This is a genomic window from Pantoea stewartii (genome assembly GCF_011044475.1).
GTDB classification, from domain to species: domain Bacteria; phylum Pseudomonadota; class Gammaproteobacteria; order Enterobacterales; family Enterobacteriaceae; genus Pantoea; species Pantoea stewartii.
In genome coordinates, this window is record NZ_CP049116.1 from 282,344 (window position 1) to 295,199 (window position 12,856).

9 protein-coding genes are annotated in these 12,856 nt (G+C 47.7%); 1 reads left to right on the forward strand and 8 read right to left on the reverse strand.

What is annotated here, in order from left to right; genetic code table 11:
• Positions 1–33: 33 nt before the first annotated feature.
• On the reverse strand, positions 34–231 hold the full coding sequence (locus G5574_RS22735) for a hypothetical protein (protein ID WP_164483363.1): 198 nt from the start codon (positions 229–231) through the stop codon (positions 34–36).
• Positions 232–666: 435 nt separating this feature from the next.
• Between G5574_RS22735 and xopAH the strand changes: the two genes are divergently transcribed.
• The gene (gene xopAH, locus G5574_RS22740) at positions 667–1,653 is read left to right on the forward strand and encodes a XopAH/AvrB family type III secretion system effector (RefSeq protein WP_164483364.1); all 987 of its coding nucleotides are present in this window, start codon (positions 667–669) and stop codon (positions 1,651–1,653) included.
• Between the two features lie 406 nt (positions 1,654–2,059).
• Here the strand turns inward: xopAH and G5574_RS22745 are convergent, their stop codons facing one another.
• From G5574_RS22745 to G5574_RS22775, 7 genes are all read right to left on the reverse strand, one after another.
• A complete protein-coding gene (locus G5574_RS22745; RefSeq protein WP_164483365.1) occupies positions 2,060–2,479 on the reverse strand; it encodes a type III secretion system chaperone in 420 nt (139 codons plus the stop codon).
• Positions 2,480–2,535: 56 nt separating this feature from the next.
• On the reverse strand, positions 2,536–8,043 hold the full coding sequence (locus G5574_RS22750) for an AvrE-family type 3 secretion system effector (RefSeq protein ID WP_164483366.1): 5,508 nt from the start codon (positions 8,041–8,043) through the stop codon (positions 2,536–2,538).
• Positions 8,044–8,410: 367 nt separating this feature from the next.
• Positions 8,411–9,571, reverse strand: coding sequence for a harpin HrpZ family protein (locus G5574_RS22755; protein WP_033742583.1), 1,161 nt, complete (start codon positions 9,569–9,571; stop codon positions 8,411–8,413).
• A gap of 288 nt (positions 9,572–9,859) precedes the next feature.
• Positions 9,860–10,216 carry an HrpV family type III secretion system protein gene (gene hrpV, locus G5574_RS22760; protein ID WP_033742582.1) on the reverse strand — a complete coding sequence of 119 codons (357 nt, stop codon included), beginning with the start codon at positions 10,214–10,216 and terminating at the stop codon, positions 9,860–9,862.
• On the reverse strand, positions 10,209–10,406 hold the full coding sequence (hrpT, locus tag G5574_RS22765; protein WP_071988803.1) for an HrpT family type III secretion system protein: 198 nt from the start codon (positions 10,404–10,406) through the stop codon (positions 10,209–10,211). Before hrpT ends, hrpV begins: the two co-directional genes overlap by 8 nt.
• 10 nt (positions 10,407–10,416) lie before the next feature.
• Complete coding sequence (gene sctC, locus G5574_RS22770; protein ID WP_164483367.1) at positions 10,417–12,450, reverse strand: type III secretion system outer membrane ring subunit SctC; 2,034 nt, start codon at positions 12,448–12,450, stop codon at positions 10,417–10,419.
• Positions 12,443–12,835, reverse strand: coding sequence for a type III secretion system chaperone (locus G5574_RS22775; protein WP_244964699.1), 393 nt, complete (start codon positions 12,833–12,835; stop codon positions 12,443–12,445). Before G5574_RS22775 ends, sctC begins: the two co-directional genes overlap by 8 nt.
• Positions 12,836–12,856: the final 21 nt, after the last annotated feature.

The following is a 12,856-nucleotide window of genomic DNA, read 5'->3' on the forward strand; positions in this document are numbered from 1 at the left end:
AGCTCTTCAAAATATAAAACGGCTCAACTATTGTCATCGAATGATGCCGGGAACCAGTACAGCAAGGCCTTGCACAAGCTGGCGATTGCGCAAGCCACGGCGGCGATTCGCCATTGCCAGCGGCCCGGACTCGCTATAACGAACAGGCAGACGCCGGCAGTGGTGAACCGTCAGGCCGAGTCGTTGTGATGCAAGCGAGGTGGTAAGCCGGCCATCAATAACGTCATGCACGATCTTGATGCGGTTAACTTCATTCATCGTAAAGCACGCCGAACCCTAAGCCGTCATCAGGTTTATCCTCAGCCCGGAAGCCTTGGTAAAAGGACGTCAATGCGGACATATCAATACAGCCAGAGGCAGACATCTGAACTTAGCCACTACAGTAAAGTGCGTATAATCATAGTTATGTTAAATTATATAACTTTTATGTAATTATCTGCCCATTACCAGTCCTGTAAGTCGCCCTGTCTTCACAATCCTCCTGCTTCTCGTTTTTCAGAAGCGTATATCTGGTCGCTGCGCCTGTAGCGAAAGCTGTATTGATACTAAAGCACCCACATATTTAGTGGAACTGGTGGACCCCTAACTCCCACTCACAAAAGGTTTAACGTTAGTGAAAGTGGCTTTTACCATCCATCCCCAGGGAAAATAAGAGGTATCATTGATATGGGTTGCGTATCTTCCAAAAACTCTATCACGTCTGATAGTTTTCGTTCTTACACATTAAATTCTCCAGACAATTTTGGGGCATCATCATCTTCTGCGGCCAGGCGTCAGGGAAATTCCCCTAGATATGGCGAGTTAAAAGGACCACAACCTAGCAGGTTGGTACCTTATCAGCAGTCTCTGGTCGGTGTGGCACGTTGGCCGGAGCAAAGGTTTAACAGAGATGATTCACCTCATCAAATGGCATATGGACAATCTTTTTACAATAAAACCAGAGAATTGGGTTCGGAAATTGCTGAGGGCTCAGTGACAAACTTCCATGAGCTTTGGGGTAAGGCCCGTGAATGGAGAGCAAACATGGCTCCCGAAAACGCACATGTTTTTCGGGAGGAACGTGATCCCAATACTTATAAAGTTTATGGAACGCCTTTAGCTGAACAGTACGCTTATGTAGCCCGGAAGTTAGCTGACCGAAATGATTTAGAAACCAGCCCTTCTCAATATTCTCTTCCGCCAACTAAATCCCTTCAAATTATAGGGAAAATAAATGGTGAAAAAATTCCCCTTACACAGGTTACGGTCAGTACAGATAAGAATGCAGATCGAATGCAAGAACCTTATTTAAGTATACGTCAGCGAGGGTTCGATGATATTGGAGAGCCGAATCAAATGTTTCATACAAGTGCTGAACATGTACCGCTAATCATGCAACATGTTGAAGATCTGTACAGAAAAGCTATCGATGCAAGAGAACCTGATTCCAAAGCATTAAACACGCTGGCAGAAATGCATTGGTGGATGGCGCATGCCATGCCAGACAAGCGTGGAAGTGCAGCGAAAACTGAATTATGTGTTCGTTCTATTGCCCAGGCAAGAGGCATGGATTTAGGACCTATGAAACATGGTATTGTGCCGGACCTGGAAGCAATGACCATGCAGCTTAAAGATTTCATGAGAAAGTATGAAAGTTTTTTTGAAAAACCATAGCGATATCTATCGTAAATACTTCTCATGACTTATTTATTTAGTCCTGCTAATCTGTAATAAGTCATAATAAATCCGGCGTTTTATAAAGTAATTTTACTTCCTTTACGCTGGTCCGGTTGGGCCAGCTTGACTCTTTTTGGATAATCTGTAGTTTCGCTAAAATAAGTTGACTATACATTGCTCATAAATTTATTTCTTGAGTAATTTACCTTTGTCGCGTGATGCAGGTAAGCGCCCTCCTCTATACGTTAATAATGAAAAATTGCCAAACTGCGCATTGTTACGGCCTCATGGCGACTTAGCTTAATGTTAAATTTTTTAATTTATGAGGACGATTTATTTTATAACACTTTTTTGGCTAACTAAGTTGTATCTAAGAGGCTTTGATATTGTTACGTATTATAATTCAAGCCACTTCGTGCTCAGTAATGTGTGTGATGAACTCACGCACCTCTTCAGCTTGTGTAATAAAACCTGTTATAAGGTTACCAAAACTGGTCTCATCAATCTGACTTATCGTTTGCTGAAAACATAAACGCACTATATGATTTTCATCTATCGCCAGCCAACAGCCTCGCATAGCAGACATTTCAAAATTCAACTGCAGTAAAAGCGCATAAAAGTTCTGTCCGGCCTGATGTTCAGCGTTGATTAACTGGCAATGAAAAAGCAGGCAGTCACTTTGGTCTGGAACCTCCAGCACTGCGGCTTCATGTCCCTGCGTGTTATACAATGCGCATACACCTTCTTTAAGGTGCAACGTTGTATTGCAGCTCGTGGCAAATTGCTGTAATAATGCTTCAACTTTTTTTTGAGAAGGTGTCATTAATTTACTCCTTAATATTGTAATAACCTGTAGTGACTGATGAATTAATCATAATGTCAGCTTTTCATTTCAAACCCTTCTTTTTTAAGCTCAGACAAAGCAGAGGCTACGTCTGGATTTGCTTTAGCAATTTCGCCTTCCAGAGTAAAGCGCCTGGGTGTGTCTTGATCTTGCCCATATTTGAAATTAATGGTGCCAATATTACGTCCCATACTCAGCCCCGCACTGTTGCTTGCCCCTAATAGCAATGCGGGCATATTAAAACCCTCGCTTTTACTAACACTCTGACTGACACTGATCGAACGGATACGTAAGTTATTACGATCCTGGAAGAGCAGCGCAAGTTCTTCACGTCCCACCTTACCGTCCAGAATGGCTTTTTCCGTTTGGTCACGCAGGCCATCTTTGAGCTCCATCGAAACGCTTGCGCTGGTGAATGGTGAACTTTGCAACTTTTGGATAAGCGCTTTAAGTAAAGGGTTGTTAGCCATCATATTACTAATACGGGTTGCGCTGGTCGGCGGTAATGCTGCATTGAAATGATGATGTAAAATATCGAAAATGCCGTTTTCATCTAAACGAGAGAGGTTGCTGTATTGCGTGGTATGTTTGGCTGAACCTAATTCCATCATATTACTTTCTGCTGCCCGTTGGCGCTGAACTAATTGTTTCAGACTTCGCACTGCTTCATAACGGTCATCGCCAACGACATTATTATAGCTGAAATGTCGATCAAGGCTTTTCAGTTGCTCAGCCGGATCGGGATTTTCTTGATTTTTAAGAGATGAAAGTAATGTAGTACTCATACTGTCTTTAAAATGCTTACCTAACGTTGAAATTAACTCGTCGATATCGTTTTGAGAGACGGGATCAGCATGTTTCATTTCAACGCTGATGCTTTGTGTCGTGCGATTATCCAAAGCCAGCGCTGTTGAAACATTAACTGACATAAATGCAGGGAAGGTTCCAGATTTTTTTTCTGGTTTTGTTGTTCCATCCTGACTGACGCTGGCACCGCGGATAAAATCATGAGCGACGCCCGCACTTAACGTAAGGTTGGCACCTATATTAGCAGAATTGAAAAATGTAGGCCGGTTGTCACTGGCCGAAACCGTATTCCCAAGCTGGCCGACTGTTGTACTGCGCTCGCTTCTGGCTGAAACAAGATTGGCTGAGGCGCTCAATCCTGTAGATGCACGGAAGGTGGCGGTATCGGGTTTGCTACCGTCGGCGGTGATATTGATACCGGCACGGAGATCTGACGCGGCCGAAACATCTATGTTAAAGACCAGTTTGCTCCCCTGTTTCATCTGATGCTCAATCCCTTTTTTCATCAGATCTACTGGGGTCAATGTGCCCTGAATCATCCCATTCAGAAATGAGGGAAGCTCATCTTCTGTGAGTTTAAAATTGAGGCTGTTTTGTAGCGTGCGCTGCATGTTGCTACTCAGGGTGGCACCGATACGAAAATCCGGGCTGATTTTATGTTTTTTGCTCAGCCAGTCACTGGCGTTTTCGGCGGTGGTTTGGGTGCCGGTCATATAAGGTAATAAATCATGTCCTGTAGAAACAGAGAGGGTTCCTGTCACTCCGCCGTCGCGGGCAAAGCTGACATCGAGTCCGCCATCAGTACGACCAAACGTGAGATTATAAGCCCGATCCAGAGTGATACCCGCGCCGGGTACAATCGGTACCGGTATTTTTTTTATAGTGGGAACAAAGGCCGTACTGAGGCCACCACTGTATGCACGACTGAAACTCATACTTTCACCCGCGTTCAGGGACAGAAGCGTATCCTTCAATTTCTTTTCCAGGCTGGCGTTTCCCTGGGTTTCCAGTACGGTGCGAGTGGTCAGGTTTACGCCATGATGCTCTTTTCGAAACGCGTTGATAAAAGCTTTTACCGCGTCGTAATTCGCCTCCAGTGCGGCATTATGGGTAAAGCCCATGTCGGTAAACTGTTTTACCGGGTTTGCTTCGTACTGGTTTTCACGCAGGGCCTCAAACTCTTGGTTTAGCTGGGCTATCTGGCTGGGGTCGGGATTATGCCCCGATATCAGTGCTGCCTTATCTACAAACTCGTGCAACTCACCAAGGGTAACGACATCCAGAATAAGCCGGGATTTTGTCAGTGCGTTCTCATCATTAGGATCTCGCTGGCGTCCCAACGGTATATCACCTTTCTGGTGGCTCATATTGAGACCTGACGTGACAAAATGGCTAAGCAATTTTTGCAATTTACTTTGAGGGGACGGAGAGGCAGCACGAACGGCTTGCTCCAGACCTTTACTTAAATCCCTGCCAGAGCGGTTAACGTTAAAGCTTTGTATGGCCGCTTTACTGATCGGAGGTTTGAATTTTTCATTGATTTGACCGTTGCTGGTCAGTACGCCTTGATGCTTTCCTAGCAATATTGCTGCTTGTGTTGCGCTGTTTTCAAGTTCTTCACGGAATTGCTTTATGTTTTTAAGTAACGTCGCACCCTGCTCCCCAAAGTCCAGTGCGTCCAGTTTGCTTTGCAAATCCGTTTGCGCACCCTTGTTTCGTACATTTTGAGATTCCAGTTGCTTAATCAGCGCGCCTTGCATTTCATAGACGGCACTCAGGCCTCGCCGTCCTTGCCATCTGTGTTGAAGATTGTATGCAATATTTTTCAGAGGTCGCGGTGTAGCCATGGTAGGATTAAATATATAAGCACGCACCCTTTCAGCGAATTTACTCTTTATTTGTCGGTTTTCCCTCCCTGTCTGGCCGGCAAGCTGCGCTGAAGCCTGTATTGTTAGTCCGGTCCCCGGAATTAGCCCACCTTTCATATCCTGATTGAGTCTTGCAAATACACGCTGTGAATCGCGCAGACCGGTTTCTAATTGCGTGGGTTCAGATGCGTTTTGAGGATGCCATGTTTCACCTCTTAACTGGTAACGGCTGCCGTCGAGAAGTACTGCAACAGGATGAAAATGAGCGTCAGTTTCGATACGATCTATTCCGCTCTCACCTGGTGGCATTGTCAGTTTTTGCCAACCTCTCCCTGACTCACCCTGCTGCCAGTGTTCACGTGCCTGGCGAAATATCTCTCCTTCGCGGGTCACTGCATACAAATTCTGCTTTTTATCGAGATGAATATCTTTAAGAGTGCCGTTCAGCCCTTCCTGACTCAGGGTTCGCGCGGGACGTGCTAATTGCTGAGCGCCTGGTTTTATTTGAAAAGACCGGATATCGCCTTTTTCAGATAAGGCAAGATAATTATTCACGCCAACAACAGCGATAGCCTGCGCTTTATCCGTTTTATCCAACCCATGAAGTGCCGTTCCCGGTTCCGGTTTATTGCGAACATGAGGCAATGCGAAGAAATTATCTCTGCCCTGGCTAATGGATGAGGTTGACTGATTAATATTCAGGCGCTTGACTTCACCCTCTTTCAGAATATATGCGCCACCGTCGAGTCCTTTTTTTAACTGCTGACAGCCCGCCTCTGCTTCTGTCCAGCCCCTGGTAAGCTGATCAAAATAGTGCACTTTGCCATCCTGCAGCGTCAGACTGCCTTCATGCCCCAGATTAACGATTTCATGAGGTGCAGGATTAATATTATTCAGCCCGAGCTGATTGTTTATGATCAGCGCATCACTCAAATTCCAGCCTGCATGAAACTGATTGTCGTCAGCCAGTGGGCAAGCATGCATCTGTCGGAAGTTATCTTTTACCAGCGCATTGACCTGTCCGTTGTCATCAGTAAAAAAACCTTCAATACGGTGATCGTGGCCAAAATGTTGCTTAAGAACATTTTGCGACATGGGATTCATGGGCAACTCGCCATCTTTAATCTGTGATAGCTCGCCGCAGTATAATTTCCCTTCGCTGTCGGCAGCAAAAAGCCTGCCGTCCTTAAGCGCGATCGACTGGGTTTCAAGATGTGGCTCACCACGCTGAAGCATTTGCATGGTATCAGCCAGATGAAGACTGAACGCTATACGCTCACTGGAAACCGCATTTGCCGAAGGCATCAGACAAATATGGTGGGGACTTTCTGTATCAGTCAGAACAGCGACTTCCCCGTGCTCACTGACAGCAAATGACTTAATCTTGTCGACAAACCTTTCTGATACGTGATTATCGGAAAGGTTGTGAAGTGCCCGGCTATCCCGTACGGCGTAGAGTTTGCCATCCCCCTGAACGGAAAGCTGGCTATACGGTGTTTTATCCGACGTTTGCCACACTCCGACTTCATTATTTAAATAATGGATTTTGTCATCATGAATGCGGACCCATTGGTTTTCCTGGTTCATCTCCCCTGCTACAGAATGTCGCCAGATACCGCTGAGGTAAGCATGGTGGATTTCGCCGGGAGGATTGAGATGCAATACTTTCTGACCTTCAGCTCCCCTGTCCAGGATTATTTTTCCATTATCATTTACCAGTTTAATCGGTTCATCACTGTTTTTGGACAACTGCATTTTTACAGTCGAGGGTAGGCTGTTATGAAAAACGCTGTAACCACCCTCATGACTTTTGAGGTCAAACAAGTGCCCTTGTTCATCCAGCAGCATATGATGGTTGCCCTCTGCGCTGGCTGTGTGTGCAAGATAGTGTTGCCCCTCCTTGCCTAAGGTTTGTTCCAAAAGCGTATTCATTGCAGTGGGATTACTGTCAGCAAGCCGTAATTTACCTTTATCCAGCGTCAGGCTAAGCGGGCTGACCGGTGTATTTTCCAGAGGTGGTGGAGTCTGAAGCGGCTGTATTCTTCGGTTTGCCCCAGCTTCCGCGGTATTTTCTGCAATAGCGGGTAATGTAGGCCGGAAGCGGTGAATGCTTGTCACATCCCGGCCTGTTTTTAGTATTCGCGAAGAATTTTCTCGAGCATCCAGATGCCGCTGCGGAAGCTGTTGTTCGGGCTGAGTTGCATCAACCTCCTCCGTTATTTCTGACGTTGTGGATGGAATGGCAGGTAAAGGCGCTCTCGCGTCCATGACTGATGATGTGGTAGTTCCCTGAGAAAATGGTCTCGTTTTGCTCAAGATGTTTTGGCGCATCTGATTGAAATTATTCAGTTGATGCTTAATATCGATGGCAGACGTTTCACGTGGGTCTGCCTTTGCGACAGGCTTATCGCGCATGTCTTCCACGCTGTGACGTCTTACACCGGGAGAACGGGTCAGGCGCGGGGAAGCGGCTGAAGGATGGGGGGCTTGAATCTCACCGTCCTGTTCTGGTTGTGCCAAAAAGTCACCCAGCGTGGGTCTCCGAATCCGACTGCTTTCCGGAACATTTGAGCCAGGGTTTGTGGGTTGGGCAGGGGCCTTTGTTGTTTTTTTAAATCCGAGAAAATTTTTTAAACTGAAGCTTTTATTTTTTTGCCGGGCAGCACCATTTTCACCATCAGCGGATAAATGCTGACGAATAGCGGGCATACTGGCAATGTTTTTACCCTCGCTGGCTAGCGTTCCGCCTGCCGCCTGAGGGGCGCTGCTGCTGCTTCCCTGTTGCAGTGGCGGGATTGTAGAATTATTAGGATTTTCGACATTCTGAACGGTTGTTTTCTTTTCTGTTGCGTGCAAATTCAGTCTCATAATCCGCCCTCACCATCAGGTCTTCGCAAAAAAACATTAATTATCTTTATGTGGTGAATTTGCGTGGACAGTTCCACTTTGTTGAATAAAGCCTCAAGCGAAGGATGAACAGTGTTTCAGAACGTGTACGCAAAATTTTTCCCTATAGTGAAACGATATTTATGGCGCGTGTTCTTATAGCGATGAAATAAGGAATGCGTGAGAATGATGATTAGCGGTCCGAGGGGGAATCATTGCTGGCAAAGGGGCACCGGGCAGATCGTGAAGTAACATGATTTATCTACCCGGAAAGACTTTCGCGGAGCCAGGATTTATTGCAGGTCCGTAAAATGGGCAGGCAGAAACTCCCTGCCTGCCTTATGGTGCTTTATGCCGCACTCAGTCTGGTCAGTGCCATATTGTTTATGGCATCTCCCGTCAGGGTGGCATCAATACCCATTGATGATCCGCCTGCGCCACGTGCCTGAAGGTTGATGTTGCCATTATCGCCAGCCATAGCGCTTTTGATGATGCCTTTGGCTTTATTAAATTGCTCCATGCTGGCAGGCGTCATACCGTCATCGTCTGGTTGACTCAGTGCTTCAGCCCAGGATTTCGTATCGGTCTTTACTGCCGAATCTGCGTTTTTTTGGTACTGGGGTTTGCCGAAGGTTTCGGGATATTGATCCATAAACTGTCCCACTTCCCTGGCCAGCGCGCGATCCTCTTTGTTAATAAAAGAGCGAGTACTGCTATCGCTGTGTGTACCAATATTGTTCAGGGCCTCAATGCCCGCTTTCATACCGACACCGGTACCGATCGCATTACCCAACTGCTGAAAGTCAGCAGGACCACTCAGATCCTGTAACCCTTTTCCGCCCAGTCCATTACCGCCACCAAGCCCCATGCCTCCATCCAGTCCACCTTCGGATCCGTTTCCAGCAACCTGGCTCAGGCCTCCTCCCATAAAGGCAGTCAGGGCATCCGTAACACCTTTTTTATATGCATTTTGCTCATCCTGAGAAGGTTGACGCCCTGCGTTGCCTCCCGATGCGCCATCCTGATCGCCAAACAGGCTTTGCGTAATATCGGCGAATATTTTCATCAACTGCTCCATCGGACTCATACCGGATGTTTGGCCAGCGCCTGACAGAGAATCATCACCCGTCTGGGTCGGATCAAGTCCCAGCGACGAACCAGCCCCCGTAGTACCTCCAGGTGAACCACCCGATGTTCCACTCAGCGTGTTCCCGGGTGCCGAGCCTGAACCACCGAAAGGTGAGTTCCCCAGGCCGCTCCCCATCCCAGTGCCTGAACCAAAAAGGCTGCTAAGGCCGCCGCCGCCCATCATGCTCATCATCATCATCATGCCAGTGAGGGCAGCTGCAAGCAGATCGATGCTTTCATTGTGACCTTTCCCCTCGCCCAGCCCTGGCTGGGAAAGTAATCCCAATCCGTCGGTACGTAAATCCGTTCCCATCAAACCATTATTGCCACCCAAAGTAACTTGTAGCGCAGATGTGCCCAGCGGACTCGTATTCATACTCATGTCCTCTTCCTCTTTGAATAAGTGATGATTACTTTGCATACGGAGCGCTATGTGAGTGTCCGGGCAAAGCTTTTATTAAGTGCCGCTATCGCGGTGCTGGTTCCTGTCTGAAATGAAAATAATCACACGTGATGGGGGAATTTGACGTTTACAGAGCGTGACTTTCGTTTGGGTCAGAAGAACGAAATTTGCAAATAAAAGCGGCACAGCGATGTGGAAAAAAGCTGTAAATACAAAGCGTAGTGGGTTAGCAGAGGTAGGTGGAAGATCATAAAAGATGAAACTTACTCAGATCCAGACTTCAGTTTCGATGCCGGCTAGCTGAAAAAGTTGTGCAATCTGATGCTTGTCATCAGCGCCCTCTTCCCTTAACTGATACCAGCAAGAAAGTATGTTCTCACTGTTCAAACAGAGATAACAGCCATCATAGTAATCCGGGTGCTGCGCGCGGCGGCGCAGCAATCGCTGAAAAATTCCGGGAGCCTGAAAAGGGGGATACAGGTTAAGCATCAATTCACGTCCATGAGTACCGCACAATACAACAAGTTCTACCCCCTGAAGCACTGTCCAGCGGCAGTTTTGTTGAAGTTTGAGCACGTCTAGCACAGCAGAAAGTGAGTTAACCTGAGGGCAAGTTTCATTCATTTACCGAGACCTGAGTATAGTCCGCAGCGTTGTTGCGTAAATCGGGTTGCCACCAGATAACCAACTGATGTGGGCTGGACTGTGGACGACAGTCTGAGGATGTACAGGACAACCCTTTATCCTGCCGCGAAGCGCAGCCAGCAAGTAAAAATGCGGCCACCAGAAGAAGGTAAGCAGAAGATTTAAGCATATATTTAGCCTTAACGATTTATCAGCGATTCTCGTGTCACAGCAATATTACGATGTGGTTGTAGGGCCATGTAAACTTCTGCCGATTCACCCGGTGCCAGGGAACTGTGCGGCCAGACAGCCACCGCCAGTGTCCGTTTGCCTGCGCAACTGGCTTCGTTAAAGCGCAGTGTGTTATGCGTGATATTGCGGACCACACCAACGCTCAGTCGTACACTCCCGCTGTCGCTGCTGTACCACTGCCCGCGCGCGTTATCAAAAAGTAAGCCCGGGGTGGACTGGCAAATATCGTTTAAACGTTCCCCCGATGCTTCTGCTTTAAAACCTGCGGGAGTTTGTCGTTCAGCCAGATCGCGCAGGGCATTTTCCACCATATCCTGCAGGTTAACGTTACTGTGACGACGTTCGACCCGCGCCATGGCGTCACTTAACTGCTGACGGTTATCTGCGGAGACATAGCGTGTGGGATCTGTTTGATCACCGATCAGACGCGGGGTAAGAATAAACAATCGCTCACGCTGAGAAATTTCATGCCGTGTTGACGTGAAAAGCCTCCCTAACCACGGAATATCTCCCAGCAAAGGAATCCGGCGGTCACGTTCACCACTTTCTTCGACATGGAATCCACCTAACACCAGGGCGCGATTTTCGCTTATTAATGCCTGGGTGCTAACCGTACCGCGTTTAACGCCGGTTGCCTGGCCGTCGTTGTTGGTTTCAACGTGCCCATCTTCAATATCAATCACTAACTGAATACTGGCATGGTCCTGATGGCCTACTGCACGCGGCGTGACCTGAAGACTGGTGCCTGCCGTGACTGGCTGAATATCCGCAACGCGTTCACCTGTTGCAGTAATGTAAGCGGTCTGGCTGAAATCAATGACAGCTGGCTGATTTTCAAGTGTCAGCACCGACGGGTTGGCGACAATCGATGCGGTACCTTCTCCTTCCAGAGCCTTAATATCGGCAAAAAAACGTTTAAAATCACTGACGAAAAGCGTACCGCTGCCTGACATTAGTGATGTACCGCCAGTTACGCCACCTAACGTTGCCTGCCAGTTTGCTTCCAGTCGATTAAGGGCGGTACGATCGATATCAATGATGACTGCATCAATTTCTACCAAATTTTGCGGTATATCGATCTTGTTAATAAGCTGCGCGTATTCTTCACGACGCTTATCATCATCCCTGATGAGTAATGCATTATTCCTTACGTCTGCAGAAATGCGGCCACTGAGATCGTCAACGCTGTTATTATCTCTGTCACCCGGTCGGTTAGTGTTGTTCGCGTGATTAGAGAGACGAGCCAGTAATGACTGGGTGTTTTGCATCATTGCAGCGTTATCCGCTCCCCCTATCGTCCCCTCAGCCCCGCTGGCGCTTACCGGCGCGGCACGCTTACCGTTCATCAACTCATTAAGCATTGTGGCGACACCGGGAATGACCAGCGTTTGATCCCTGTAATGAATAGTCCTGTCCGCAACCGAAGCATACTTAAGGGGAAAGGTCATCACCTTCCGCCGATCCTCTTTTTTCTGTCGCTGTTCGCTGAAACGTTTAACCAAAGACAGGTATTGTGGCGGACCTGTCACCAGTACCACCCCATCATCAGGTAGCTCACCCCAACCGAATCGGGGATCGAGCAGGCCAATACCACTTAAGGCCTGTTTAATATCAGGCGCGGCATCCGGGGAAATTTCGAGCCGCTCAGAGCTTTGTTCATCCTGTGGGCTAATGTAGAGAGTATTATTGTAAACGAACCATTGAAAACGGTGCTCCAGGGCTAACCGGTCCAGGAAAGCGCTTGCGCTGTCGGCGCGCATCTTGCCATTGACTTCCGTGTCTTCGATATTCCCCAACTGCAAATCAACTCCATGCCCGTCAGCAAAATCTTGAAGTAAAGTGGATAACATAGTGTGATCGGCGGAATAGGCGTAAGACTGGTCTTTCCAGTCAGACGGCGTCTGAGCACATAACCGAAACGTGGCGCACAGCACTAAGACCGCGCATATAACTCGCCAGCGCGATTGAGGTTCGTTAACCATGATCTCCCCTTGATAAAAAAGCCATGCTGTGTAATGGCACGGAACAATGGGTTATTGCTTTTTTTTGCAGTTTTTGTAGCAAACTCTGCCAGACATCTCGTTGATTAAGCAGAGATTCCAGTTGTTTAGCTATTTTTTCTGAGTGAGCCTCATGGAGACGCAAAATTAAGACCAGACTGTTATTTTGCAAGGCTAATGCGGCCGAATCCCGTCCGTAATGACGCAGTGCAGGGGCTGAGAGGCGCAATGCTTGCGCCAGGAACATTTCATCCAGCGGTACTTTATTTGTTGACTCAGCAAGCGCAAAAAGCTTCCCTCCCCGTTGCTGTAACCAGAGAAGACCATCATCGACCTTGCATTGATGGTCTTCGGCGGGGTTAGTCAAAAAAGATCGCACCCAGTGCTG

What these genes read in the sequence shown, in the direction of transcription:
- G5574_RS22750 (WP_164483366.1), bottom strand. Translation starts at nt 8,043, where the DNA reads ATGAGACTGAATTTGCACGCAACAGAAAAGAAAACAACCGTTCAGAAT.
- G5574_RS22745 (WP_164483365.1), bottom strand. Translation starts at nt 2,479, where the DNA reads ATGACACCTTCTCAAAAAAAAGTTGAAGCATTATTACAGCAATTTGCC.
- hrpV (WP_033742582.1), bottom strand. Translation starts at nt 10,216, where the DNA reads ATGAATGAAACTTGCCCTCAGGTTAACTCACTTTCTGCTGTGCTAGAC.
- xopAH (WP_164483364.1), top strand. Translation starts at nt 667, where the DNA reads ATGGGTTGCGTATCTTCCAAAAACTCTATCACGTCTGATAGTTTTCGT.
- G5574_RS22755 (WP_033742583.1), bottom strand. Translation starts at nt 9,571, where the DNA reads ATGAGTATGAATACGAGTCCGCTGGGCACATCTGCGCTACAAGTTACT.
- sctC (WP_164483367.1), bottom strand. Translation starts at nt 12,450, where the DNA reads ATGGTTAACGAACCTCAATCGCGCTGGCGAGTTATATGCGCGGTCTTA.
- hrpT (WP_071988803.1), bottom strand. Translation starts at nt 10,406, where the DNA reads ATGCTTAAATCTTCTGCTTACCTTCTTCTGGTGGCCGCATTTTTACTT.